This is a genomic window from Pedobacter paludis, assembly GCF_003173575.1.
Classification (GTDB): Bacteria; Bacteroidota; Bacteroidia; order Sphingobacteriales; family Sphingobacteriaceae; genus Pedobacter; species Pedobacter paludis.
This window is the reverse complement of the sequence record NZ_QGNY01000001.1, coordinates 148,581-173,114: the sequence shown is the minus strand read 5'-3', so window position 1 is coordinate 173,114 and position 24,534 is coordinate 148,581. Positions and strand designations below refer to the sequence as shown.

Here is a 24,534-nt window from a genome sequence, read left to right as displayed (position 1 = left end):
CTGATAAAATGTTACCTGCAAGATCTTTAAACCAGGCGATATTTGGTCCACCGTTCCCTCTCGAAATGCCTTTTTCATCAGTTTTTAAATATTCCTCGTTATACTGCTCAAAGGTTACACCATTTTCAATTAAGGCATCAACGGCAGCATCAATATCATCAACAGGAAAATTGAGTACTGTGAAAGTAGCTGGCCATTTAGTTTTAGAAAAGGGCGGGCTTCATACCAAAGTTAGGATATGTTGATATAACTATGTCAACGTATAGATGTAGAAATAGTTGACAATTTTAATTCCTGCTCTTAAAGTATCCAATATAGTTTATAAAATATCAACTCGTAAGGTAAATCATTTCACTTTTCCAATGTCTTTGCATATTTGTAAAGCTCATTATACATGTCAAAATAAACATGCTCTTCTTTTTCGCTCAATGACGTGTTTACAAATAATACAATGCCTATTTCTTTAGCTAAATCTGAAAGCATAAATGTTCTTACGCCGGGATCAGACCCGTTATGTCCAATTCTGGAGCCGCCCATTTTTGTTGCCCAAAAAACACCCGAGTTAAGTTGATCGGGGTGTACATTTTCGGGTTTGTTTGATTCTGTGAATTGAAGGCGAAGCATTTCATCAACAGACGTTCTTTTTAAAATTCGTATTCCTTTATATACTCCGTGATTCAACAATGCAATAAAGAACTTTGATAATTCTGACACTGACGTACGTAAACCTCCATCCGGGTATGTGGTTACGCCGTACAATGATATCTCCTTTATACTTTCCCCTTGCTTGGCATATAATTTAGAATGGTGGCCGGTGTCTATTTCAGAAAGAAACCATCCTGTATTTTCCATCTTAAGAAGTTTGAAAATATACCGCCTGCTAAAATCATTCAACTTTTCTCCTGTCCTTAATTCCAAAATATAGCCTGCCAAACCTGCGCCGATATTGGAATAATCACGGTAGGTACCCGGCTTGTAATGGAGAAAATTTTCCCGTGTATAATATTTTCCGCCAGGAACAAAATACTGTTTTAAAAAATCGCCCAACGCCTCCGGAGAATCTTTGCCGTTGAAATAGGTACTATCGGTATAAAAAGGATAACGATCAGCAAGGCCCGAGGTATGAGTAGCCAACATTCTTAAAGTGATCTTTTCGCCTGCAAAATATGGGTTTACAATTTTAAATGGTAAATAATTATTAATGTCTTCATCAAGGCTTAGTTTACCCAATTCCACTGCTTTCATTAAACAGGCACCAGTAACAACTTTACTTATGGAGGCGATATTCATAATTGTTTCAGGAGTAAAAGGAATTTTGTTTCGCATGTCGGCATATCCATAACCCTTTTGCCACACTACTTTTTTGTTTACGATTATAGCAGCACCTACTCCTACCATACCCATAGTCGCCATCTTCTTTTCAACCATACTATCCACATTGAATACGGGTTTAGCTACATACTGGGCCGATAAGTTAAGGCAGTGCGCAAGCACTATAAAAGCACAAAAAAGTTTAAGCAAAATTTTTAATCTGCAGTTCATAGGTACAATCTATCAAAACCGGTCAATGGTTTTCTATACCCAATTACGGTTACTATTAGGCTTATTTGGTTTTCCATTTTACGGTTACTACATTTTCACTCGCGGGTATCTCCACTTCTTTCATAAAGTCTTCCTTGTAAAAAGTATTGTGGGTTTGTGTAGAATAATAGTCTGCCTGCCCCCCATAATTATCATAAGCGCTCCCTTGATACTTATCAGAAGTTCGTGAGGCTACACGGTCTAAGGTCACGAGCATAATATACTTTCCCGGCTTCAGATTCGGAAAGGTGAATTTTCCTTCTATATTTGTTTGGCACCAGTAGCTGTAACGTGCCGCCGTACTATCTATTGCGGCAATTTTTATTTTACCTTTTTTAACCTGGGCACCTTTCTTTTTTAAATCGTACCATTCCTTAAAATAGGGTGTTGCAGGAAACAGGTAAATTTTTTTAAAACTTTCGCCTAAACCGCTTGGTTTATCCTGTCCGAGTATGCCTGTAAGCGTCGCTGTTCCTTTTGCCAGCGCATCTTTGGCTGCGCTGGAATCAAATTTTTGATTAGGAAAAATCAGCTCAACGGGAGATTTAAACTCGTTTGGCTCAACATACTGGGCTTTCGCTGTAACTACCCAAAGCAAACCTGCTAGAAAAGTAAAAAATATTTTTTTCGACTTGGCCATAATTTTTAAGTTTTAATACTTTTCGAATTAAGAAAGAAACCCGCAACACTTGTTATTATCTTGACGTTCATCATTTTTCCACATCCTCTTTAACAGCCTCCGCTACTTTTTGCAGTCTGAGCATTCCTGTGCCCACTTTTACAAAGGAGATAGTGACTTTTATTTTTCCGTTTTCACCTTTGGCCGTTACATCAGCTACATAATAATCTGCTTTTGCTCCCGTTGTCCTGGTGGCGGTAAATCCTGTCTTCTGTACACCATCGGTAGCAATAAATTTTTGCTTCAGCAGTGCCGTTTTCACGGCTTGCAATGCATCGCCCACTGATGTATGCTTGGTGGCTACCTCAATAACAACGGGGTCTTTTACAGCCCAAGCAAAGGCATTTGCAAACGAGGTTGTCAATAACAATACCACTGGAATTAAGAACAATAATTTTTTCATCTGTTTTATGTTTTTATAAATTAAAAAATGGTGGTTGCGGAGGCCAGGGCATTCCCATCTTTCCAGATACGGCCTGTACCTTTGGGCTGCAATATCGTGTTGGTTGCGTCGCCGGTTTTATCAACCAATATGGCAGCAAACTGGAAATCTTTAATTCCCTGCGGCGTTATTTCTCCCGAGACAATGATTACGGCCGTGTAAGAAATGCCCGATTCGGTACCGGAAGTTTTGCCGTATAGCGTGAACAGATTACCGCTACCTGAAATAAGAGAGCCGATGCCATCACCTTTGTCTACACTGACCGCATCCTTATAGCTCATTTTTACATCATCATCAATCTGGTCATAGAATTTGAATTTATAATCCTTATCTACTTTTCCCACGGGATATGGGTCATTAGCATTAAACGGTACCTGGAGGGTTTGAGGATTATCAATAAATATACCTTCAATATTCGGCGGTGTACCGCCACGGTTTATTTTTAAACCAAGACCGCTAAACTTATCCAGCAACTCTGCAGAAATGAGTCCCTGTATTTTTGGGGATATACCTTCATAGCCTTTGGGCTGAATATCATCCGGATTGTTTTTCTTTGAACAGGAAGTAAACATTATCACAGTAAGGATTCCAACATAAAATACAATGTTCGATCGTTTCATAAAAGATAAAAATTTAAGCGCCATACCGTTTGGCTGGGCACGTTATGAAAAATGTATATCTCAAAAATCTGCTTTTCAAAATGGCCCGGGAAACAGATTCTATGCCTGGCAGCATAATTTCAATACTTCGTCTTTTATTTTCAACAAACACATCCATTGAAAAAACACCATCATTCATTGAAATTGGTTGATGTTCAGCACTACTCTTGGTATATTTGAAATCATGGTAAAGTTTTTTAAGTGGCAAATATCGCTCAACCAGCTTCAATGGATTGGGTGGATGATCATCACCCTGCTTATGTTTTGTTCCTACTTGCAGGAAGAAGACATTCTATGGTCGTCTATATTTACAGTGGCCAATATGCTTTCCACGGTGCTTATTATTTATGGCAATGCCTATTGGCTGTTCCCCAGGTTTTATAAGCCGGGAAAGAAACTGTTTTATTGGCAACTGGTAGCACTCCTTCTAATTGTGATCACCATAGCGAAAGTCGAGTTCAGGACATTTATGCAGTCTGTCTTTTTCCCAAAAGATATTGATGACAGCTCCCGCCTTCAATTATACATTGGAACCGGTGTTTCCAATATCATAAGGATTTTTTTCAGCTTTATATTTCGCTTTGCGATTGATTATTTTACCGTGCGCAGAGAGCAAGAGCTTTTAAAGCAACATACAACTGAAATGGAACTGAACCTGCTGAAAGCTCAGGTACAACCACATTTTCTGTTTAACACCCTTAATAATATTTATTATGTAGCACAAAAGGAATCACCGGAAACAGCCGCATTATTGGAAAAACTGTCAAACATTATGCGCTATTTTGTAGATGAGGCGCCAAAAAAAGAAGTACTGCTGGCTACCGAAATTAATTTTATCAGTGACTATATAGATCTGGAAAAAATGCGGATACGACACCCGCTGAAATTGGACTTTCAGGTTAAGGGAGATGTAAGTCTGGTAAAGGTTTCCCCTATGCTGATAATGCCTTTTGTGGAAAATGTATTTAAGCATGGCATTGATAAGCGCAGGACAGACAACCTGCTTGTTTTACATATACAACGATGTGCCGATTCTATAGCTGTAGAAGTGTGTAACCGTATTGTTTCAGCAAAGCTGGAAAAACAGGCCGGTAGTGGCCTGCAAAACCTGCGGAACAGGCTGCAACTGTTATATGGAAACAGTTTCGACCTAACGATTACAGAAAAAGATGATTATTTCAGCGTTCATTTAAATATACCCTTGTGAATATAATAACCTGTCTTATTGTTGACGATGAGCCCAATGCGGTTAATCTATTGGAAGACCACATTAACAAGATACCATTTTTGCGGTTAAAGCAGAAATGCTTTGATGCTTTTGAGGTAACAGAATATTTTCAGACAGAGCAAGCCGACCTGATATTTATGGATATTGAAATGCCCCAAATGTCCGGGATGGAGCTGGCCACCGTACTGCCCAAAAACCAGCCAATCATTTTTACAACGGCATATTCTTCTTATGCGCTAGAGGGATATGAATTTAACGGCCTGGATTATTTGCTAAAACCCATTACCTTCAAGCGATTTGCCCAGGCAGCCTCTAAAGCCCAGGACTACTTTTCTATGCTAAAACAGCCTATAGACTTCAAGGAAAATGATATTTTGTCCGACTGTATTTTTGTTAAGTCGGGCAAACAAGTTATAAAGGTCAATTACGATTCCATCCTGTACTTTGAAGCCAATAAAGAATACGTAAATATCGTGGCCAAGGAGGGGCAATCGTTAATATTCAAGCGCATGAAGCAACTCGAAACACAACTACCAGCCAATTTCATACGCATACATAACTCCTATATCGTAAACATTAACCATATCCAAAAAATTGTAGACAACCACGTTCTAATCGATAAGGCAAAATTGCCCGCAAGTGCCGGATATAGAGATCAATTATCAAAGATTATTAACCAGAAATTGCTCTAATTAATTAGCGGTCTACGCTTTTGCTTTAGCAGTTAAAGGATCGTAAGATTCTGTAAAAGTTTTAAATCTTCCATAAAATGGTTTGAATTCTGTACCATAGGATCACAGAAAGCCTTAAACGAAAGTTTAGGGCTTTTTTTTTGCAAGGAATTCGAATTTCCATCTTGAGTTGGTTAAATTTAGTTAAGCGAGCGAAAACTTTCTCTTGGGCAGGGATATGTCAAGAATAACGATGTTAAAAATCATTTTAATGAAAATAGCCTTCAGTTTAACAAATGAAGGCTATTTAAGGCAATTTATTTAAACTTAAGGTTTAGGGAAACGATATTGGAAACCAAACTTGTAGACCGTGAATAGTGTCCATACCGAAGTTCAAGCATGTTGAGTCTCTGCCAGCCGAAAACGCCTTTTGGTGGCGCAAATCGAATACCTGCACCATAAAAATCGCTTGTCAGTGTAGAAAGATCATAATCACTGGTAAAATATTGTTCAGATGGCGAATGCTGGCTATAGGGTGCAAAGTATTTCGTTCCAACCTGGTTATTATATCGATAGAATGGGCTTATAGAGAAAAATGAATTAATCTTAACGGGTATCTCAAGCTCTGCGGTATGCGCCCTAATGCCCCAGTTATCCATATAATAACGGTAAAATGTTCGGATTACAAAACGATCACCCAAAAAGTAATTCATGCGCAACCCTATAGGAAGTTTGTAACGCTTATCCGGTAGCGTCTCTGAGCGAAGAGATCCATCGGTAAAATAATCACGCTGATATTTTGTGGCCAATAAACCTTTTTGATAAGACGGCTCTAAAATCAACGAGACCTGAAATTTCTGGTTAATTACCTGAGCCAATGAGAAGGAAGCACTGAATGAATTTCGTGGTGCGGTATCGTACTGTTCTCCGCCCCTTCCTGTATTGCCCGTTCGAAGTTCTATTGGCAGAATTACTGTCCACTGATCCAAGAATGCCTGAAGTTTGAAATCGAACTGGGTATTTTTATCTTTTGATAAACGGGTCAAATTGAATGCTGCTCCCAATGATTGGTAATCGAATTCTGTTGAATAAGATCCAGTAAAACCAAAGGAATTCCCTGTTTCTTCATTGGAGTGCGTCCAGTTTAACGAAGGGTAAATACGGGTATCGGCCGAAGATGCTGAAGAGATGGTGCTCGGATCTATTTTATCTGATGATGCCGAAGTATAATGATCAACGCCCAGTTCGAACAGGAAGGTGTTTTTCTTTCCATTCTTATTAAATTTCGACATTTGCAAATCAATTGTATTTGCAAAATCGCTTAATTTCTCGGTACCAATACCACCCGTAACGGCAGAATTATTGCCATTTTGATGATAATAAGCTGAAACAAGGTTGATCTCATCAATTTTAAGTTTTCGAGATTGGTACTTACTGCTATCTACTTTTACCGGTTCAGGTTTGGTCTGTGCGTAAGTGCTTAAAATACCGAAGTACATGAAAAGCACGTGAAGATATATTTTTTTCATTTTGCGATCCTTAAACTAATTACAGCCACAGCCACCCCCGCTCTTGCCACCATTGGCACCCGAAGCCCCTTCGCGGTACAGCTGAAAACTCTGCTCAAATTTCTGGGCCTTTCGGGCCGAAAGGATCATATCGGCATCGTTAAGCTTACTTTTTTGATAAGGCTTTACGCTACTACAAGCACTCAGCATACTGCTCAGTAAAATTGCAGTAACCATCGAAAGGAAAAATGTTCTTGAAATTTTCATATTTATATCACATTAATATTGTTTGAGGTAAATACCCGATCATTATCGTCGATAACAATACAGGCCACTTGTTTAATCTGGTTAATCAACTCCAGCCCTATTTTTACACCCATCACTACAACGGGTGTAGCCAGCGCATCAGCAAGCTCAGCACTTGGGCAGATGATACTCACACTTTTTACACCGCTTACCGGAAGCCCCGTTTTGGGATCGATGGTATGGGAATAGCGTTTCCCATTAATCGTTACAAATTTTTCATAACTGCCCGAAGTGGCAATTGCCATATCGCTAATCTTTAGTGTAGAAAATGGCCTGTCTGTCTGTTCGGGGTCTGCGATACCTACCGTCCAAGGATGCCCATTGGCTTGGGTTCCCCAAGTAATCAGATCTCCGGCTGCGTTCACAATCCCGCTTTTAATACCCATTTTTTGCAGTACCAACTTCGCCTGATCGGCTGCGTAGCCTTTCCCAATCCCGCCAAAACCGATACGCATGCCTTTATTTTTTAAAAACACGGTCGATTTCTCCTTGTTCAGGATTACATTTCGGTAATCGATGAGCCCAACAGATTTCAGGGCGGTTGCTTCATCAGGTAAGCTCGTCATATTCGGATCGAAATTCCAAAGCCGTTTATCTATCGACCCATAGGTGATATCAAAAGCACCGTCGGTAATTTCTGATATCCTGAAAGACCGTTCAATAAGCCCAATCACTTCTCCATCTACTTTTACCGGTTGCAAACCAGCATTTTCATTGATGAGACTCGTCTGACTTAGATCGCTAAAAGTGGTCAACAGATATTCTATCCTTTGTACTTCTTCTATCGCTGCATCTATAGCAACATTTCCCTCCTGCTCGTTCTTAGCGATCACGGTAAACTCAAAGCGGTTTCCCATGAGTTTTAGTATTCGGTTTACAGAAACAGGTTTCTCCATTCTGAGCCTTATTTTTTTAGTTTGTCAATTTCGGAAACGAAAGCCTGCGGACTTTCATCAGGAAATCCATCCCAGCTTTTTAATACCTTTCCATTTTCATCAACCAAGACCGTATAAGGAAACTTGCCATCTTTGTTATATACCTCTGCTAACGATTCGTTAAGCTTAATTTGCTCCTTCGTAAGCTGGTTTTTCTTCTGTCTTGGAAAATCTGCCCTGACCAGTAATAAATTTGCAGCTGCATATTGTTCAAAGCTTTCCGATTCCAAAATTTCTTTGCGCAGGCGAATACATGGACCACACCAATCTGAGCCTGAAAAATTAATTAGGATCTGTTTGTGTGTTGCTTTGGCCTGTTTTTGTGCCTCTGTAAAGTTTCCCATCCACAACGCGGGAACAATAAATAGCCCCAATAGGGCAACAAAAAGTAGTTTCATATTATTTAAGAATAAACTTTTAAAGTAGTACCAGTAAGCTGGGTATTATAAACAGTTAAGGAGCGTGAAGCTGGACCATTGGTTACTGCTCCGTTTTCAGAAAAGGTTGCTCCATGGTTGGGGCAGTAGAAACGGCTGTTTGCCGATTGGTAAGTGAGCGTATAGCTTTCGTGTGTGCATGATCGTTGTACGGCAATGTAAGCCCCAGCGTTCGTTTTTGCAATAATAACCCCATTCGAAACCAATGATCCACCATTGCTTAGCAATGTGGCATTGGCTGCTAGGCTTAAATCAAGCGTAAAATTTACACCAGTAGGACCAGTGGTATCAGACGAGCTACTTTCACTATTCTTTTTGCAACCTATACAGTTGATCAGGGCAAAGGCCGCTGCACTCATCCCCATACTGTTAAGAAAATCTTTTCTATCCATATTCTTTTTATAGTTAAAATGAGCAATGCAATGAAATATTCTGGCAAGGTCCCGACGAATACCCTTTTAGTATCGATGGAGAAATGCTGAATAAAATCTGTGTAAAATTCTATCTATAAAAAGACTTTAGGATTCCGTATACTTTAGCCATCTTTTCATCCTACTATAGGGGTAAAAAAACCGATTGCTTGTAACAAAACTATAGATGAAGTCTGAAGACATTCTGAAGTTTTAAATTAAAATCTGTTAAAATTTTGTTAAAAAAGAAATTGGTTATATGAAAATGCAGAAATAATGACTTGCTAAGTAATCAATCTGGCAATGAGAAATGCTGCACCGGCCGCAATCAAACCTATGGCTGTAACCTTTATAGCGCCCTTTACAGGCGGCTGACCGGTTAACAAGCTTTTAAAATAGCCAAATACAAAAAGACAGATTGTGGTCAGTACTGCAGAAAAAATCAGGCCATCCTGCGGTTTTGAAGAAAAAAAATAGGCTGATAAGGGAAGCATACCGCCAACGCAATAAGACAAACCTATAGTAAGTGCACTGTTTCGTGCTCTATTGATATCCGGTTTCTCCAGGCCCAGCTCAAACTTCATCATAAAATCTACCCAGTGGTCTTTATTCTTACTCAACTGATCAACAATAAGTTCCTGTGCTTTATTGTCTAGCCCGTATCCGGCAAAAATCTCCTTTACCTCCTCTTTTTCCCTTTCAGGAACATTTTCTACTTCGATATATTCTCTTTTGAGTTCGCTCTCATAGTGCTCTTGTTCAGTTTTTCCTGCCAGGTAACCACCCAGCCCCATAGCAATGCAGCCAGCAATGATCTCGGCAATGCCAGCGGTAATGATAATCGAATTGCTGCTTACTGCGGCACTTAGACCTGCGGCAAGTGCAAATGGAACGGTTAGCCCGTCGCTCATACCAATAACAATATCCGAAATAAATGCCGAACTCTTCAGGTGCTCTTCTTTATGCAACTTGCTCATATATTCGCATGCTTATGTTAAAAAATCATCCTTTATATTGGTTTCTCCACCATTGATCATATCAGAAACAATTCCCTTATCATCCTTTCTCTCGGCCAGGAAAACTCCTGCAACATGCAGAACAATAAAACCTAGTATTAGATACATGCAAAACCCATGGAATTCTTTTATGCTGTGGTTAATATCTTTCGGTATTCCAGTATAATCATCAAAAGCGAGCAGCAACCCGGTAACCACCATAATTAAAAGGAGGAGGTAAAAAATAAGATAAAGTCCCTTTACCACCAATTCGTGTTTTGCTACCTCCCGCTCTTTTTTTAAGAAAAAATAAGCCTGAATGGCTCTTTTAATCTTGGGAAAGAGTCTTTGTGGTTGAGGTAAAAAAAATTCAGCAATTATCCTGAAAAGAAAAAGTGCGACTAAACCATAGCCAAAATATATGTGTTTGCCCCAAACCTGATCTTCTAGTCCATGTGTAACCGCTTGGGCCTGATTATCACTTACAGATGCCCCGGCACTCATAAGTTCACCTTTTACAAAGCTGCGCTGGGAGCGGTCAAAGAGCGTGGAGTTGATCAGTACAGTGAGCAGTGATCCCGTAATTAAGACGAGATTTACCCAGTGCCATAAACGCGTGGAAGATGCATATTTTTTCCCTTTTCTATTTGCTCCGATTTCTTGATTGGTAGGTTCAATAATGGCCATTTGATTCTATTGATGGTTAAATTTTACGGTAAAGGTATGCAGGTCTTGATGGTAGGAATAATCAAGCTGATAATGTTGCCGGTTGCAGATCTGCTTGAGTATGGCAAGGCCCAAACCTGTTCCTTCAGAGACATTATCTTTATAAAATCGGTCAAATATTTTTCCAGGGTCAAGCGCTTTATTGTGCCCCGTATTTGCAAATACTATTTTTTCTTCATCCAGAATGATCTTAATTTTACCCCCATCGTAATTATGCCTGATCACATTACTAAAAAGATTATTGATCAATATCTCAAGTAGGCTTCGGCTTGCAGAAATGGTTACATCAGCCAATACAGTTTCTACGGTAATATTGCGCTCTGTAATGAGCTCCTGAAAATAAATTTGCTTTTCCTCTATAAGCGATTTTAAATTAACCCTTTCCTCGTCCTGCAATAAATTGTTATCAATTTTGACCAAAAGCAATAGAGATTGATTAAGCTTTGTCAAACGAGAAGTCGCTTTATATAATTCCATCAGGGTTTCGCCATCTTCCTTATTCAGAACATGAGATTGAAGCATATTATCAAGCTTTGAGTTGATTACAGCGAGAGGCGTCATCATTTCATGAGAAGCATTTTCAGTGAAAAGCTTGATCTCATTATAATCAGATTTCACTTTTCCCGACAGCTCAACCAGTACCTTGTTTAATTGCCTGAATTCAGCAACCGGCATCTCTACAGGTTCGTACGGACGTTCATGATTGATATTAAATGCTGTAATGTTTTTTAAGAGTTGTTCAAAAGGGCTCCAGATTTTTCTAAGCAAAACCCTGTTTATCAGAAGCACCAAAGCAAAAAGAAGGGTAACCGGAATCAGGATAATCAGGCAGATGTCTCTAATCTGCTCCTGCCGTTCAAATTTCGAAGCGATGACCAAAATCTGGTAAGGTTGCCCAACCAGATTGAATTCTGTTTTAAGGTATCTTGCAGTTTCTTTCCTATGCTTAACTGGATTGTAGAAAACAGTATCGGCATAGCTACTGGAAGGATTGACTTTTTGTATCTTTTTATATTGAACAATAAGGTCCTCAAATTCATGTGGTTGATAAAAATTGCCTTCTGCTGAATACTCCTTTACCTCCATAACCTCTTCCACCAGGTCATGGTCAATCTGCTGGTCTAGATAATAGATCAGCATCCGGTAAAAAAGAATTCCGATTAGCAGCAGTCCAAAAAGACTGATGATCATCAGTATCCTGTTATATCTGGTAAATAACTTCATGCTTCCGTGAATTTATATCCAATACCATATACCGACTGAAAGTAATCCTTACTCCCAACATCGGTGAGTTTTTTCCTGATGTTCTTGATGTGGGTATAAATAAAATCAAAACTGTCGGCCATATCCGAATCATCACCCCAGATGTGCTCCACGGCAGCAGATTTAGAAATCACCTTACCCTTGTTGGAAACAAAATAAAGCAGAAGATCAAATTCTTTCTTCGTCAGATATACCGCCTTACCATTCACATGTACCTCTTTGGCATCAAGATCTATCCTGATCTCATTAAATTCAATATGCCTTTCGCCGTGAGCACTTTTCCGCCTAACAACTGCTAGTATTCTGGCATTCAGCTCTGATAGATGAAAGGGCTTGACCAGGTAATCGTCCGCTCCGAGGCTAAGGCCCTCAATTTTTTGGTGGATTGAATTTTTTGCAGAAATTATAATTACACCTTCGGTCCTGTTCATCTTTTGGAGATAGTTCAATATCTGAAGCCCCTCACCATCGGGAAGGGTAAGATCGAGCAAAATACAGTCATACTCATAAACTGCCAGCCGCTCAAGTGCCTCGGTATAAGTAGAGGCCTGACTGCATAAGTTTCCCTGAGATAATAGGTACTGCGCTATACTGCGTTGCAACCCGAGTTCATCTTCAATGATTAGGATCTTCATGGGAAACAAATATGGTATAAGATACTGAAGACATTTTGAAGTTGATCATAAAAATTAAAAAGAGATATATTTATCTTCAGAGTCATTGACTTAGAAGTCTTTTAATATTTCTCCTTGCCGTCTTCACATGCTTTGCCGAATTTATACAGTACATTCTTCTTTCTCTCAGGTGAATGTTCGGGAAGCATGACTGAAAACTTTTTCATTGGCAGAGATGCTATTGTGATAAAACCCTTACGAAATCACAAAAGCCCCACAATATTGTGAGGCTTCTTTTTTAAATTGATTTTAAGCTTAATAGTATTGCCTAATGACGACAAATGCTGGATGATGTTTATAATCTAACTAAATAACCTTAGATTATAAATTCGAGATGGATGAGTGATGAAGTTTGATATTTTCACCTATCACCTCCACAAATCGATCATCTAATTGATCCATCGTTCTCCACTGTACACCCCTTTCACCTGGCTCTGCATACACAACACCAATTTTTTCTTCTCCAGAAAGAATCCTATACGTACCATTTTCCTGTGGCTCTATAGTAAATGTGTCATCGCCTGTGTTGATTTCAAATGGTTCAAATTGATGATCCACCTGATGAGCATTTTCATGATTCGCTGAATGATTAATAAGTTCATGAATGGTATTGCGCTCTTCCTCGCGATTATTGGGCGTCAACGCTTCACTTTGGTCAACAGATGGAGAATCTGAGGGGGTAAATCCCAATCTACCACGATCAAAATGATGGTGATTGTAAAATTCGGATGGATCCATCTCCGCAATTTCTTCTTCTATCCGCAATGCGGCAGGACTTCCTATAGCCGACCTGATTTTCATTTCCGTTTCCCTAGTAATTTCACCGATAATGTACTGAGGCAAAGCAACATACTGGCTTTCATGCAAAACAGGAATCACAACCTCCTTTTTATCGGCTCCAAGATTGGCAAAACCAATAGGCAAAAGCACAGCTTTTTCTTCTGGTGCTATAACTTCATCAAGATCGACGATAATATACCGAATTGCATTTTGTTCTGGATCAAATAATAGATCTCTAACTTTTCCAATGTTGCTTCCGCTTTCATCTATTACTGGCCATCCTGTAATATCGGCCTCTCCATCAATAATTTTGTAATCTGCTCGCGATAATTCTTCGAGATTTATGTAGGCTATATTTCCTGTATTCATATTTGTAATTTTAAGGGCACCATGATATCACCCTCTTTTCAAACACGAAGCAAATGAAATGGTTTTCATTGTTTTTAAAACAACGAAAATACGTTTACCCTTTCAGAACATGCAAAAGGGCATTTTCTTTAGTAATGTTATACCCTTTAGCTTTCTTCAGTCATAAATGAAAAAAAATTAAAAAAAAAATTGCGAAACCGAAAAGTTGCATATATATTTGCAACCAATTAGTTTCTTATTAAAATTTTAAATAAATGAGGCGAGACATATTTCAAGCTATTGCAGATCCAACCCGACGAGGAATTATCGCCTTAATTGCCTTACAAGCAATGACACCTAATGCCATTGCCGAGAACTTCAATTCGACACGACAGGCGGTATCAAAACATTTACGCATCCTAACCGAGTGCGAGCTTGTTAAGCAAGAATATCGGGGCAGAGAAATTTACTACGCTCTTGAAATTGAAAAAATGAAAGAAATAGATAAGTGGTTAGACCAATATCGGAAGATTTGGGAAAGCCGATTTAATCAACTAGACCAAGTATTATCAACACTTAAAAAACAGAAAAAATGAAAAACAATTTGCTATTTGATTTTACCGTTGACAAAGCTTCAAAAACGGTATTTGTAGACAGAGAATTTGCAGCCGACCTTTCGTTAGTTTGGGATGCTTTTACCAAACAAGAAATTTTGGATCAGTGGTGGGCACCTAAACCTTGGGGCTCAAGAACAAAAGAAATGAATTTCGAACCGGGCGGACGTAGATTTTATGCAATGGTAAGTCCTGAAGGAGATGAACATTGGTCGGTTCAGGAATTTACTTCCGTTAGCCCGAAAACAAATTTTAAATATTTAAATGCTTTTGCAGACAAGGATGGTCATCCCGACTTGCCAGGTTCTAATTGGGACTTAAACTTCAGCGAACAAGATGGCGTAACAAAAGTGAGTATCATAATTAAAAACGAATCTCTTGAACGCATGGAAAAAATGATTGAAATGGGTTTCCAAGGCGGATTTACCATGACATTAAATTACTTGGAGGAATTATTGGAAACTTTAAGCAAAAAATAATTCTCTCTAAACCCAATATATAGGTTTAAGTAAAGAGGTGACTATTCTTAGATGGTCACCTTTTTTTATATTAAAGTGAGCCATACAGACAAGATATTTGAGCTATAGGAGAAACTTTTTCAGATTTGGATCGTTGATCTTTGGATTATGAAAAACATAACAAAAATTCAGTTGGGCCAAAACGGTCCTTTGGTATCCAAGCTTGGTTTAGGCTGTATGCGCATGTCATCAATTTGGGGCGGCCCTACCCCAAACGAAACGGAAAGTATTGCAACCATCCACGAAGCTTTGGATAATGGCATTAATTTCCTGAACACTGGCGACTTTTACGGTGCCGGTCACAATGAAATGTTAATTGGCAAAGCGATTAAAGATAGGAGAAATGATGCCTTCATCAGTGTAAAGTTCGGCGCCATTTTCCATAATGGCCAATGGCTCGGATTAGATCTCCGTCCAATCGCAATCAAGAATTTCATTAACTATTCCCTTACTCGCCTGGGCATTGAAACCATCGACTTATATCAACCTAGTCGAATGGATGATAGTGTGCCAGTGGAAGACATTATCGGAACGGTTTCCGATCTGATTCAGGAAGGCAAAGTGCGTTACATTGGGGTATCGGAAATTACAGCCGATCAACTTCGTAGGGCCAATAGCATTCATCCAATAAGTGCGTTGGAAATCGGTTATTCTTTGGCCGATCGTCAAATTGAAAGCGAGCTGTTGCCAACAGCAAAAGAATTAGGCCTTGGAATTATAGCCTTTGCCAATACAGCCGAAGGTTTATTAACAGGCGAACTGAAAGCCCCACTGGCAGAAAATGATTATCGCAACCATTTCTCTCGCTTTCAGGGAGAAAACCTTATCCATAACCTCGAAAAAGTAGAAGTATTGAAACAATTGGCAAAAGATAAAAACTGTACCCCAACACAGCTGGCCATTGCTTGGGTAAATGAGCAAGGTGATCACATTATGCCATTGGTGAGCATGAGCAGACGATCACGATTGCCAGAAAATATAGAGGCTATGAATATTGTATTTACCGCAGAAGAAATAAATACTTTAAACACTACTTTTGCAATAGGTGCCATACTAGGCGGTACATACTTACAACGCTAAATGATTAGTCCAGCAGAAATACTTCCCGGCGTAATCTTCTATTCATACTTATCTACAGAACGAAAAGAAAAGGTCTGTTTATGGAACCACCATACCTTAATCCTTCAGGTTTCGGGCCGGCTAACTTTGGAAACCGTTGGTCAAACCATTTCCATGACGGGAGGAGAAATGTTGCTAATCGGCAGAAACCAATTGGGTACACTTACCAAAACACCGCTACCTGGTGGCAATTATGAAACGATTGTAATTTCCCTGCAGGAAGATCTGTTGCGCAAAATTGTATTGGAAGAAAGGCTAAAAGCCGATCAAAAATATATGGGTCCACCTAATCTGTTAATTCCAGTGAATGAATTCCTGCAGGGTTATTTTCAGTCTGTTGTGCCGTATGCCCGAAGTTCTGGAACGGCCATGACAGACGAAATGGGAATCCTTAAGGTAAAAGAAGGTGTAAAATTACTGCTCCTCGCAATGCCAGGACTGCTAAACTTCTTATTCGACTTTTCAGAGCCCCACAAAATCGACTTGGAAAGATTTATGCTCAACAATTTTCATTTTAATATACCAATAGAAAAGTTCGCACAGCTTACCGGCCGCAGCTTGGCGGGCTTTAAAAGAGATTTTCAAAAGCTTTTTGATTGTCCGCCACGCCGTTGGCTCTTAAATAAACGATTGAACGAGGCAAAGCACCTCATCGAAATGAAGAAACAAAAACCCTCATCCATTTATTTGGATTTAGGTTTCGAAAGTCTATCCCACTTTTCGAATGCATTTAAGAAAAAGTTCGGTATAGCTCCTAGAGCACTCACTGATCTTCAGGCAACACACGCTTCCTAAAGGTAAGCATTGGAATTGAAAACACGATTTAAGCACCTCGGTGGTAAAAAAAATCAAAAAACAGACCGCTGTCGCAACTAACGAAAAAACATCTCCTGTTAAAAATCCTTCTATTCTTCCAACAAAACCTCATTCGTAAAAAAAGGCCGTAAAGTCATTTTAGGATAAACCGAATTCATAAATATTTGTTCTTCATACTGAACCCATTTCCGTGTGCAGGAATTGGAAACAATCTTGCAAATTTTTATTCAAGATTAGTTGCAACGGAAATTGCCATGAAAAGAAAATATAAAACCTTAAAACTAATTCTTGGCGACCAGCTTAACCTACAGCACAGTTGGTTTGTAGAACCTGATCCAACTGCGCTTTATTTAATGATGGAGGTAAAGACAGAAACCGATTATGTTTGGCACCACATTCAAAAAATCTGTGCATTCTTTGCTGCAATGGAAAGTTTCGAAAACACCTTATCCAACCGCGGATTTGAGACACTTTACTTAAACTTAGATCATCCAAACAACAAACAAAGTATTTCTGGAAACGTACTCGAATGTATTGAAAAGTATAATATTGAGGAATTTCAATACCAATTACCTGATGAATATAGAGTAGATCAAGAACTCCGCAATCTTTGCGCCCAACTCAAAATTGCTTCAAAGTGTTTTGATAGCGAACATTTTTATACCGATAGAGATGAGTTGACGCAATTTTTCTCTGGTAAAAAGGAGTTAATCATGGAAAGTTTTTATCGGGCTATGCGGGTAAAACACCAGATTCTGATTAACCATGATCAGGATCCTGAAGGAGAAAAATGGAATTTTGATGCAGAAAACCGAAAGAAGCTTCCAAAAAACCATAAACCAAATCCACCACTCCTATTTGATAATAATGTGAGCAAACAGCATGGCCGCATAGTAGCAAATAACATTAAAACCATTGGAAATATAAAGCCCGAATACTTTCAGTGGCCCATAAACAGAAATCAGTCGATCCAGCTTTTGCAGTATTTTTGTGAAAACTGTTTGCAACTATTCGGCACTTTTCAGGATGCGATGCATACAGATGAATGGTCGCTCTACCATTCTAGGCTTTCATTTTGTATGAACACAAAATTGATTTCGCCATCGGAGGTAATTAACACCGCGTTGAATTATTGGGAAAACAACAAAAAATCAGTAGCCATTAATCAGGTAGAGGGCTTTATCAGACAGATATTAGGCTGGCGTGAATATATGCGGGGCGTTTATTGGATGCAGATGCCCGAATTTGAGAAGCTTAACTACTTTGACCATAAAACCAAACTTCCGGATTGGTATTGGACGGGCCATACAAAAATGAATTGCCTTAAACATGCCATTTCACAATCCTTGAATTTGGCCTATGCTCATCACATCCAACGCCTCATGATTACCGGAAATTTCGCACTGCTTGCCGGAATAGATCCGGATGATGTAGATTTTTGGTATCTCGGCATTTATATCGATGCCATTCAATGGGTCGAAATCACCAATACCAGGGGAATGAGTCAGTATGCCGATGGAGGAATTGTTGGCACAAAACCCTATACCGCCTCGGCCAATTACATTCATAAAATGAGCAATTATTGCGAAGGCTGCAGATATGATCGTAACGAAAAAATAGGTGAAAATTCTTGTCCTTTTAACAGTCTATATTGGAATTTTCATGATCGCCACAGAGCAAAACTTCAACACAACCCTAGACTTTCTATGGTTTACCGAATTTGGGATAAAATGGAGCCGGAGTTAAAAGCTTCAGTTTTACTGCGGGCGAATGATTGCCTCGAAAATCTGAATCAGTTGTAATCAAAGCCTCTATAATAGCGTGCTTGTTAGTTACGGTGCTCGAAAAATTTCTATCAGATCATTGCCAAAATCAATCCAGTTTAATTGGTGGCCCAACAATAGTCGGATCATTTTCCCACGATTTGGGAAAATTTCCGGATGCGATGGTTTCAAAATCAGCTTCCATCTGTTTGTCGCCCGGCTGATGGATTGAAATTAACAAGCCTGGGTTATTTTCTACCGGATTGGCAAAGCTATGAGGTGTATTGCGTGGAATAAAAGCAGTATCTCCCGCATTGGCTTCGAATATTTCGGTTTCTATTTCGGATCAATTTCCATACCCCTTTCTTCTCGAATGAGCTGAAAAAGATGATCTGGGCGAACAATTACATAATCGGCATTCAGTGAGTTGGCTACATTTTTAAAACTGGTTGGCGAAATATTCGTCCAAGGTTGAGCTTGTATAATAATGAAGCGTGGAGAGGTTTTATTCCAGCCATTAGACGCAGCGCTGATGTGGTTTTTCATCGCCTGTTCATTTGTACAATAATTACAGGAAAGCGCCATTCCCGGTAAGCTGTTATTGTAAATGGTAAGCCCACCGCCGGTATTTTGTGCAGTAAGGCCAAGCAAAGATTTTGCTTCTGTAGCGTAGATTTCCCCAACATTTTTATTAATGCCACCGGTAATGGTATTCCATACCGTGATTACCCGTAAACCTGCACGATTGTTATAGTCTTCGGTTTTAGAAACATACTGTTTGAGTAAATTTTCGTTAGGCCAGGCATTTGGATAAGTATAACCAACGCCAGAAGGTCCAGATATTAGATTATCATTTTTGGTAGCGGTTTTATAATAGTAGTTTAGCGCACCCGGCATGGCATCTAACATTGCTGGCGACACCGTCCATCCCATGGGCACTGCACCCCGATCTGGATTATTCCAAAGTTTGCGCATTAAATGTTCGGTAAATTGCAAATTATCTCCATCACTCAGTATAAATGCAACATAGATCTTATTTTCTAATGCCGGTTTTGGGGGAATGGCTTTCTTTTTTATATTTCTTGATGTACCGCTGTGAACCGTTAAGTTGGAGCACCAATCGCTTGCTATCGTTGCAATGCCATATTTCGAGGCCCGCTCTACTCCCGGCCCTTCTTGTGGCCACCAGCCCATAAAACTTGAACCCGGTGCCATAGAAGATAGAAATTTGTTCAGCAATTCACTTTCATCAGCAATTTTTGGATCGAGCCAAATTACCGCTGCACCCAATGCCACAGCATATTCGCGGAGCGCAGCTTTATGTGCATTGGGATTTAATCCAATCAGCAAGCGATGATCTAGCTGAGGCCAATACGTATCATAAAGTGTTTGATAGACTTCCAACTTACTGTGAAACTTCCCTTGCAGATCTAGCAAAACTGGCAGATTATATGGCGGAGCCGTTAATTTAGCCAATAACAAAGGCGAGGCAATTAATGCGCCCTTACTTTTGGCAAGTACAGTGGCCAGATTAATGGTATGCGTTTGAGCGGGATCATAAACGATTAAGCCTGAGATTTCATTCCTGTATTTGATAATCAAATCCCATTTATCCGTAGGTTCTAACCATTTTAAACCCAAAGATTGCAGCCAGGTATGCGATCCTTCGCCAAACGAATCACCCTCATAAGAGAAAATCCGCGGTTTAGTCTTATTTACAATTCCCTTTAACGAAGCAAACAAATACATTTCTGCTGAAGAGTATGGAGAATTTTGTCGAAGTGTAATCAAATCCTGCACTTTTGCAGGAGATGAAAAAGATGGAAGCAACTGACCTTTAGGCCATTTTACCTGTGCTATGGAGCTAGTAACAAGCAATTGTAACAGAAGAAAGCATCCTACAGTAATTCTAAGTGGCCCAGTCCATTTCATTTGCTAAATATAGAATTATCGGCAATCAATTCACCTAATCTGATAAATGAATAAAATACTACCCCCTATCAACTAAATAATTCAATTCAGTTACGCCGCAGTTAAATTGGCGAGTAATGGGCAATAGTCTTAGCTTTATTTTATCTTTTATATCTGTAAACAACGGAATCCCCTGCCCTAAAACTACCGGATTAACAAAAAGCCAGTAACCATCAATCAAGTTTTGCTGGATAAGCGAATGGGTTGCAGTGGGGCTACCAAAAAGCAGTATTTCATCTTCTGCATCAGATTGTTTAATTTCATTTATACGATCAGAAAGATTTTCGCTGATTACTTTTGTATTGGTCAAATCCGCTTCCTCCATCGTTTTTGATAAAACAATCTTGAAAGCTTCCTTATACCACTTTGAATGTTCGATATCGTGCTTGCTCGCTGTCGGTTCGTCTCCGGCTGTTGGCCAGTAACCCTCCATCATTTGATAAGTTACCCGGCCATACAATGCCGTATTGGTTTCGCCGATTCGCTTACCAACATAATCAAAGATTTCTTCATCAACTTTTATCCAGTCCATTTCTCCATTCGGTCCAGCAACAAAACCGTCAAGCGATATATGCATAAACGAAATTATTTTCCTCATATGATTCTATTTTATTGTTCTTGATTTTGAAAAATTATTCTACTTTTTTACCACTCATGATCTACGCACGGACAGGTAAGGTTTAAATTTAGATAAAGCATTATAAAACAACAACAATAAGCTATATGAAGATTAAATTTTATTATTGGCTTTTTATCACACCGGCATAAAAACCAATTTCTTAACATAAACATAATTTGCTTCCTCGTTAAACCCTGATTATCTTAGTAATTAAGTTAAGAGATGGAAAACTATGACCTAATTGATAATAAAAAATATGGCCTACTTTACCATTAAAGTTATCAATTGAAATAAGCATTTTAACTCATGTATAATTGAGATTCATATCGACAACGGATTTGTATAGCAAAATTGACATAACTTATGAAAACAACGAAAATTCTGAGCCTTATGGTGATCTTATTCCGTTGATGACCTGCAAGAAAGCTAGCAACAAAGAATATACATATGAATTTACAAAACCATACAGTGCGGTGATTACGGTTGGAGGTGTCGTGGGGATTATTAACAAATCTTTTGCCGTAGGTGATCGGGTTAAAGGGAAAATGCTCGATAATGGAACTGTATCTGTAAGGGTGGCCGAACACACAAAGGAAAATGAAAAACCAGCCAATCCGGCCAGTTATCAAGAATTTTTAGATGTGCCATCTGGTAATTTGAAGCTTATAGCTGAATAAATTCCGTGCAATAGAGTGAATATAAAAAAAATGTTCAATCAGCGCTGAGCTTTAGAAAAACGTCAAAAATTTCTGTATCCTTGGCAAAACCAATCCTACCGGATGCCTACTTATCAATCCATTAATTCAGTTTCTTAATCCAACATCTAAAATTGAATTAATTAAACAATCTCCTAAATTCCAATGGCGAAATATTAGTTTTAGCTTTAAACAATTTGTTAAACGATTGCGGGTGCCCAAATCCAAGCTCATAAGCAACTTCGCTCACTGATAAATTAGTTGCTGAAAGTTTTTCTTTTGCCTTCTCTATTATTTTCTGGTGAATAAGGTATTGTGTATTTTGCCCAATTAACGAACGCAATACATCGCTTAGATAGCTTGGAGAAATATTCAGTTTATCAGAAAGGTATTGTACCGTTGGTATGCCTTGACTTACGGATTTATCGCTCAAAAAATATTCGTCCAAAATGGTTTCCAATCTTTCGAGTAAAGTGTTGTTTACAGCTTTCCGAGTAATAAACTGTCTCTTATAAAATCGGTTGGCATAATTTAACAGCAATTCAATTTGAGAAATGATTACATCCTGACTAAAATCATCTATTCTACTGTTTAGTTCTTCTTGAATAATTTTAAAAATAGAAATCATGGTCGCCTTTTCTTTGTCGGATAGATGCAAGGCTTCATTTGCCGAATAGGAAAAGAAACCATATTGCTTAATCTTTTTTGCCAGAGGATAATTCCACAAAAAATCAGGATGGATTAATAAGGTAAATTCCGAACAGATTTCGCCCTCGTTATTGCCGTGGCCACCTATAATTTGACCAGGCGCCGCAAACAATAAACCGCCTTCATCAAAATCGTAATAATTCTGACCGTATTTTAATTTTCCGCCAATACTGGGTTTATAGGAGATTTTATAAAAATTGAGCACATGAGAACTTGGCAACTGAGACAAGATAATGCGATTGGTAGCGCCATCAATAATGCTTATTAAAGGATGAGCCGGAGCAGGTAAACCAAAAGCACGATGCATATCAGATAAAGAATCCGTTCTCCGGTGAATATTTTCTTCCTTTTTCATAAAATAAATTTAATGCAATTATAACTGGCAAGGGAAAGCATTGCCAGTTATAATTAATTTTTGACCAAGTAATTACTTTGTATTGCCTTGAGCTGTTAAAGAAACAGCATCCCATTCTTCCCAACTGGCCAATCTTTCTGCATAAGCACTTCTTACCCAAGGCAAATTATGGCTTCCTAAATTAATCCGCAACGGTGGGTTTTCTGAATCTACTATTTTAAAAATGGCATCGGGTGTTGCATTTGGATCGCCCCTTTCCAGTTCTCCTAAAGTGCCAAAAAATTGGGTTTTAAAATCTTGATAAACATCTAATCCAGAGGCAAACTTTAAAGATTCTGGACTTCCAAATTCAGTTGCATAAGCACCGGGTTCTATAATGGTTACCTTAATTCCAAAGGCTTTAACTTCTAGCGCTAAACTTTCATGAATGGCCTCGAATGCCCATTTAGATGAACAATAGTAACCGATAACGGGTAAGGTAACATGGCCAAGATTACTTGAAGTACCCAGAATATGACCATAACCCTGCTTGCGCAACAAGGGCAAGGCTGCTTGAATTACAGAAATGGGGCCGAAAATATTGGTATCGTACATGGCCTTAATATCGCTTGCACTCGATTCTTCGATGGTACCGACTAAAGAATAGCCTGCATTATTGAGCACAATATCCAGTTTTCCAAAATGTGCATGCGCCTGTGCTACAACAGATTTTACTTGCTCTGCATTGGTTACATCCAATTCTAATGTAAGCACGTTTTCGCCATACTTTTCTTTGAAATCTGCAATGCTTGATAATTGGCGTGCTGTTGCCACTACTTTATCCCCACGCTTAAGTGCCGCTTCCGTCCAAACTCTTCCAAACCCTCGCGAACTGCCAGTAATAAACCAAACTTTGTTGGTATCGGATTGATTATTTTGCTGTGTCATAATTATTTTTTATTTAACACAACAAATGTCGAGAACGGTTACCAACCAAATGTAGTCCAAATGAGGATAGATGTAGCCAAATTGAGCATAATGAGTATAACGTTTGTAAATCAACAATTAATAGAAAATGGGAATTCTAAAAATACCTTTAAGCGAAGATTGCCGTTACCAGCATTTTGCACTTTATAGACATCTCATTTGCTGTGAACGGCATATCATCTTCAAGCCAAGATACCAGCAGACTTACAATTGCTGCTCCTGTGGCGTCAGATAAATAAGTAAGAAGTTTTTGCTCTATCTTACTGCTCCCGAAACGAAATTTAAAATGCTTCTTAATCTTAAGCGCTATGCTATTCCTAAAAAAAACTGTCATCATATTACCGCCCTGCTTTCCAAGCATCGCTTTTGCAAGTCTTTCATTTTCTAAAATATGTTCAAATAGATTAACAAAAGAGATATCATTGTTCAGTTGATCATCATCAAAATCATCGGAAAACATTTTCACATTCAAGTTATTATGCCCATCAAGTAAAAGCTGCTCTTTTCCTTCATAATGTATATAAAAGGTTGATCGGCCTACATTTGCTCGGTCTATAATATTTTGCACGGTTACCTTTTCATACCCTTGCTCTAATATTAAACTGATTAAAGCTTCTGTTAAGCTTTTCTTGGTTTTCTTTATTCTCCTATCTACAACTTTTTCCTTTACAGATTTCATAATACTGAACTTTTTAGATCAAATGTCCACTATTGGGCACTTGCGGGTTTATGTTACTTGTACCCAACC

Annotated in this window: 28 protein-coding genes; 8 read left to right on the top strand and 20 right to left on the bottom strand. The window is 38.8% G+C overall.

Going from position 1 to position 24,534, the window contains the following annotated elements:
- Positions 1-351: 351 nt before the first annotated feature.
- The 4 genes from DF947_RS00800 to DF947_RS00785 all read right to left on the bottom strand — a co-directional run bounded on the left by DF947_RS00800 (position 352) and on the right by DF947_RS00785 (position 3,322).
- A complete protein-coding gene (locus DF947_RS00800; RefSeq protein ID WP_205940719.1) occupies positions 352-1,542 on the bottom strand; it encodes a serine hydrolase domain-containing protein in 1,191 nt (396 codons plus the stop codon).
- Between the two features lie 61 nt (positions 1,543-1,603).
- Complete coding sequence (locus DF947_RS00795) at positions 1,604-2,221, bottom strand: peptidase associated/transthyretin-like domain-containing protein (protein ID WP_109927794.1); 618 nt, start codon at positions 2,219-2,221, stop codon at positions 1,604-1,606.
- Between the two features lie 70 nt (positions 2,222-2,291).
- A complete protein-coding gene (locus tag DF947_RS00790; RefSeq protein ID WP_109927793.1) occupies positions 2,292-2,663 on the bottom strand; it encodes a hypothetical protein in 372 nt (123 codons plus the stop codon).
- Between the two features lie 20 nt (positions 2,664-2,683).
- Complete coding sequence (locus tag DF947_RS00785; RefSeq protein WP_146202856.1) at positions 2,684-3,322, bottom strand: hypothetical protein; 639 nt, start codon at positions 3,320-3,322, stop codon at positions 2,684-2,686.
- 223 nt (positions 3,323-3,545) lie between these two features.
- On the opposite strand from DF947_RS00785, the gene DF947_RS00780 reads away from it, so the two are divergent.
- Both DF947_RS00780 and DF947_RS00775 read left to right on the top strand, forming a co-directional pair.
- Positions 3,546-4,568, top strand: coding sequence for a sensor histidine kinase (locus tag DF947_RS00780; protein ID WP_158526202.1), 1,023 nt, complete (start codon positions 3,546-3,548; stop codon positions 4,566-4,568).
- Positions 4,565-5,281, top strand: a complete 717-nt coding sequence (locus DF947_RS00775; RefSeq protein WP_109927790.1) for a LytR/AlgR family response regulator transcription factor — start codon at positions 4,565-4,567, stop codon at positions 5,279-5,281. Before DF947_RS00780 ends, DF947_RS00775 begins: the two co-directional genes overlap by 4 nt.
- A 296-nt stretch (positions 5,282-5,577) precedes the next feature.
- Here the strand turns inward: DF947_RS00775 and DF947_RS00770 are convergent, their stop codons facing one another.
- From DF947_RS00770 to DF947_RS00725, 10 genes are all read right to left on the bottom strand, one after another.
- Positions 5,578-6,789, bottom strand: a complete 1,212-nt coding sequence (locus DF947_RS00770; protein WP_109927789.1) for a DUF3570 domain-containing protein — start codon at positions 6,787-6,789, stop codon at positions 5,578-5,580.
- Between the two features lie 15 nt (positions 6,790-6,804).
- Positions 6,805-7,035, bottom strand: coding sequence for a DUF4266 domain-containing protein (locus tag DF947_RS00765; RefSeq protein WP_109927788.1), 231 nt, complete (start codon positions 7,033-7,035; stop codon positions 6,805-6,807).
- 2 nt (positions 7,036-7,037) lie between these two features.
- Positions 7,038-7,931, bottom strand: a complete 894-nt coding sequence (locus DF947_RS00760) for an FAD:protein FMN transferase (RefSeq protein WP_240615289.1) — start codon at positions 7,929-7,931, stop codon at positions 7,038-7,040.
- A 47-nt stretch (positions 7,932-7,978) separates the two neighbouring features.
- Positions 7,979-8,407: a thioredoxin family protein gene (locus DF947_RS00755; RefSeq protein ID WP_109927786.1), complete on the bottom strand. Its 429-nt coding sequence runs from the start codon at positions 8,405-8,407 to the stop codon at positions 7,979-7,981.
- Between the two features lie 5 nt (positions 8,408-8,412).
- Positions 8,413-8,838, bottom strand: coding sequence for a QcrA and Rieske domain-containing protein (locus DF947_RS00750; protein ID WP_109927785.1), 426 nt, complete (start codon positions 8,836-8,838; stop codon positions 8,413-8,415).
- Positions 8,839-9,140: 302 nt separating this feature from the next.
- Positions 9,141-9,833, bottom strand: coding sequence for a VIT1/CCC1 transporter family protein (locus DF947_RS00745; protein ID WP_109927784.1), 693 nt, complete (start codon positions 9,831-9,833; stop codon positions 9,141-9,143).
- 12 nt (positions 9,834-9,845) lie between these two features.
- Positions 9,846-10,538, bottom strand: a complete 693-nt coding sequence (locus DF947_RS00740) for a cytochrome b/b6 domain-containing protein (RefSeq protein WP_109927783.1) — start codon at positions 10,536-10,538, stop codon at positions 9,846-9,848.
- Between the two features lie 6 nt (positions 10,539-10,544).
- On the bottom strand, positions 10,545-11,801 hold the full coding sequence (locus tag DF947_RS00735) for a sensor histidine kinase (protein WP_240615288.1): 1,257 nt from the start codon (positions 11,799-11,801) through the stop codon (positions 10,545-10,547).
- A complete protein-coding gene (locus DF947_RS00730) occupies positions 11,798-12,475 on the bottom strand; it encodes a response regulator transcription factor (RefSeq protein WP_109927782.1) in 678 nt (225 codons plus the stop codon). The genes DF947_RS00735 and DF947_RS00730 overlap by 4 nt, the downstream gene beginning before the upstream one ends.
- Before the next feature lie 360 nt (positions 12,476-12,835).
- Positions 12,836-13,663, bottom strand: coding sequence for a PRC-barrel domain-containing protein (locus tag DF947_RS00725; RefSeq protein ID WP_109927781.1), 828 nt, complete (start codon positions 13,661-13,663; stop codon positions 12,836-12,838).
- A gap of 254 nt (positions 13,664-13,917) precedes the next feature.
- Between DF947_RS00725 and DF947_RS00720 the strand changes: the two genes are divergently transcribed.
- From DF947_RS00720 to DF947_RS00700, 5 genes are all read left to right on the top strand, one after another.
- Positions 13,918-14,238 (top strand): ArsR/SmtB family transcription factor, encoded by a 321-nt coding sequence (locus DF947_RS00720; protein ID WP_109927780.1) that lies wholly within the window; start codon positions 13,918-13,920, stop codon positions 14,236-14,238.
- Complete coding sequence (locus tag DF947_RS00715) at positions 14,235-14,735, top strand: SRPBCC family protein (protein ID WP_109927779.1); 501 nt, start codon at positions 14,235-14,237, stop codon at positions 14,733-14,735. Before DF947_RS00720 ends, DF947_RS00715 begins: the two co-directional genes overlap by 4 nt.
- Positions 14,736-14,882: 147 nt before the next feature.
- Entirely contained in the window at positions 14,883-15,854 is a 972-nt protein-coding gene (locus DF947_RS00710; protein WP_109927778.1) for an aldo/keto reductase, read from the top strand.
- Complete coding sequence (locus DF947_RS00705) at positions 15,855-16,688, top strand: helix-turn-helix domain-containing protein (protein ID WP_109927777.1); 834 nt, start codon at positions 15,855-15,857, stop codon at positions 16,686-16,688. It abuts the gene before it with no gap.
- 275 nt (positions 16,689-16,963) lie between these two features.
- Entirely contained in the window at positions 16,964-18,511 is a 1,548-nt protein-coding gene (locus DF947_RS00700; protein ID WP_109928466.1) for a cryptochrome/photolyase family protein, read from the top strand.
- Between the two features lie 70 nt (positions 18,512-18,581).
- On the opposite strand, the gene DF947_RS22565 is transcribed toward DF947_RS00700, so the two are convergent.
- From DF947_RS22565 to DF947_RS00690, 3 genes are all read right to left on the bottom strand, one after another.
- The gene (locus DF947_RS22565) at positions 18,582-18,713 is read right to left on the bottom strand and encodes a hypothetical protein (RefSeq protein ID WP_262510059.1); all 132 of its coding nucleotides are present in this window, start codon (positions 18,711-18,713) and stop codon (positions 18,582-18,584) included.
- Between the two features lie 95 nt (positions 18,714-18,808).
- Entirely contained in the window at positions 18,809-20,404 is a 1,596-nt protein-coding gene (locus tag DF947_RS00695) for a GxGYxYP domain-containing protein (RefSeq protein WP_109927776.1), read from the bottom strand.
- 58 nt (positions 20,405-20,462) lie between these two features.
- Positions 20,463-21,041 (bottom strand): dihydrofolate reductase family protein, encoded by a 579-nt coding sequence (locus DF947_RS00690; protein WP_109927775.1) that lies wholly within the window; start codon positions 21,039-21,041, stop codon positions 20,463-20,465.
- Positions 21,042-21,376: 335 nt separating this feature from the next.
- On the opposite strand from DF947_RS00690, the gene DF947_RS00685 reads away from it, so the two are divergent.
- A complete protein-coding gene (locus tag DF947_RS00685; RefSeq protein WP_146202855.1) occupies positions 21,377-21,739 on the top strand; it encodes a hypothetical protein in 363 nt (120 codons plus the stop codon).
- A gap of 157 nt (positions 21,740-21,896) precedes the next feature.
- Here the strand turns inward: DF947_RS00685 and DF947_RS00680 are convergent, their stop codons facing one another.
- The 3 genes from DF947_RS00680 to DF947_RS00670 all read right to left on the bottom strand — a co-directional run bounded on the left by DF947_RS00680 (position 21,897) and on the right by DF947_RS00670 (position 24,465).
- A complete protein-coding gene (locus DF947_RS00680) occupies positions 21,897-22,820 on the bottom strand; it encodes a helix-turn-helix domain-containing protein (protein ID WP_109927773.1) in 924 nt (307 codons plus the stop codon).
- A 72-nt stretch (positions 22,821-22,892) separates the two neighbouring features.
- On the bottom strand, positions 22,893-23,747 hold the full coding sequence (locus tag DF947_RS00675; RefSeq protein WP_109927772.1) for an SDR family NAD(P)-dependent oxidoreductase: 855 nt from the start codon (positions 23,745-23,747) through the stop codon (positions 22,893-22,895).
- A 148-nt stretch (positions 23,748-23,895) separates the two neighbouring features.
- A complete protein-coding gene (locus tag DF947_RS00670) occupies positions 23,896-24,465 on the bottom strand; it encodes a TetR/AcrR family transcriptional regulator (protein ID WP_109927771.1) in 570 nt (189 codons plus the stop codon).
- Positions 24,466-24,534: the final 69 nt, after the last annotated feature.

What these genes read in the sequence shown, in the direction of transcription:
- DF947_RS00780 (WP_158526202.1), top strand. Translation starts at nt 3,546, where the DNA reads ATGGTAAAGTTTTTTAAGTGGCAAATATCGCTCAACCAGCTTCAATGG.
- DF947_RS00710 (WP_109927778.1), top strand. Translation starts at nt 14,883, where the DNA reads ATGAAAAACATAACAAAAATTCAGTTGGGCCAAAACGGTCCTTTGGTA.
- DF947_RS00690 (WP_109927775.1), bottom strand. Translation starts at nt 21,041, where the DNA reads ATGAGGAAAATAATTTCGTTTATGCATATATCGCTTGACGGTTTTGTT.
- DF947_RS00795 (WP_109927794.1), bottom strand. Translation starts at nt 2,221, where the DNA reads ATGGCCAAGTCGAAAAAAATATTTTTTACTTTTCTAGCAGGTTTGCTT.
- DF947_RS00750 (WP_109927785.1), bottom strand. Translation starts at nt 8,838, where the DNA reads ATGGATAGAAAAGATTTTCTTAACAGTATGGGGATGAGTGCAGCGGCC.
- DF947_RS00700 (WP_109928466.1), top strand. Translation starts at nt 16,964, where the DNA reads ATGAAAAGAAAATATAAAACCTTAAAACTAATTCTTGGCGACCAGCTT.
- DF947_RS00725 (WP_109927781.1), bottom strand. Translation starts at nt 13,663, where the DNA reads ATGAATACAGGAAATATAGCCTACATAAATCTCGAAGAATTATCGCGA.
- DF947_RS00755 (WP_109927786.1), bottom strand. Translation starts at nt 8,407, where the DNA reads ATGAAACTACTTTTTGTTGCCCTATTGGGGCTATTTATTGTTCCCGCG.
- DF947_RS00670 (WP_109927771.1), bottom strand. Translation starts at nt 24,465, where the DNA reads ATGAAATCTGTAAAGGAAAAAGTTGTAGATAGGAGAATAAAGAAAACC.
- DF947_RS00785 (WP_146202856.1), bottom strand. Translation starts at nt 3,322, where the DNA reads ATGAAACGATCGAACATTGTATTTTATGTTGGAATCCTTACTGTGATA.
- DF947_RS00680 (WP_109927773.1), bottom strand. Translation starts at nt 22,820, where the DNA reads ATGAAAAAGGAAGAAAATATTCACCGGAGAACGGATTCTTTATCTGAT.
- DF947_RS00770 (WP_109927789.1), bottom strand. Translation starts at nt 6,789, where the DNA reads ATGAAAAAAATATATCTTCACGTGCTTTTCATGTACTTCGGTATTTTA.
- DF947_RS00800 (WP_205940719.1), bottom strand. Translation starts at nt 1,542, where the DNA reads ATGAACTGCAGATTAAAAATTTTGCTTAAACTTTTTTGTGCTTTTATA.
- DF947_RS00760 (WP_240615289.1), bottom strand. Translation starts at nt 7,931, where the DNA reads ATGGGAAACCGCTTTGAGTTTACCGTGATCGCTAAGAACGAGCAGGAG.
- DF947_RS00695 (WP_109927776.1), bottom strand. Translation starts at nt 20,404, where the DNA reads ATGAAATGGACTGGGCCACTTAGAATTACTGTAGGATGCTTTCTTCTG.
- DF947_RS00675 (WP_109927772.1), bottom strand. Translation starts at nt 23,747, where the DNA reads ATGACACAGCAAAATAATCAATCCGATACCAACAAAGTTTGGTTTATT.
- DF947_RS00740 (WP_109927783.1), bottom strand. Translation starts at nt 10,538, where the DNA reads ATGGCCATTATTGAACCTACCAATCAAGAAATCGGAGCAAATAGAAAA.
- DF947_RS00715 (WP_109927779.1), top strand. Translation starts at nt 14,235, where the DNA reads ATGAAAAACAATTTGCTATTTGATTTTACCGTTGACAAAGCTTCAAAA.
- DF947_RS00720 (WP_109927780.1), top strand. Translation starts at nt 13,918, where the DNA reads ATGAGGCGAGACATATTTCAAGCTATTGCAGATCCAACCCGACGAGGA.
- DF947_RS00705 (WP_109927777.1), top strand. Translation starts at nt 15,855, where the DNA reads ATGATTAGTCCAGCAGAAATACTTCCCGGCGTAATCTTCTATTCATAC.
- DF947_RS00765 (WP_109927788.1), bottom strand. Translation starts at nt 7,035, where the DNA reads ATGAAAATTTCAAGAACATTTTTCCTTTCGATGGTTACTGCAATTTTA.
- DF947_RS00790 (WP_109927793.1), bottom strand. Translation starts at nt 2,663, where the DNA reads ATGAAAAAATTATTGTTCTTAATTCCAGTGGTATTGTTATTGACAACC.
- DF947_RS00730 (WP_109927782.1), bottom strand. Translation starts at nt 12,475, where the DNA reads ATGAAGATCCTAATCATTGAAGATGAACTCGGGTTGCAACGCAGTATA.
- DF947_RS00735 (WP_240615288.1), bottom strand. Translation starts at nt 11,801, where the DNA reads ATGAAGTTATTTACCAGATATAACAGGATACTGATGATCATCAGTCTT.
- DF947_RS00745 (WP_109927784.1), bottom strand. Translation starts at nt 9,833, where the DNA reads ATGAGCAAGTTGCATAAAGAAGAGCACCTGAAGAGTTCGGCATTTATT.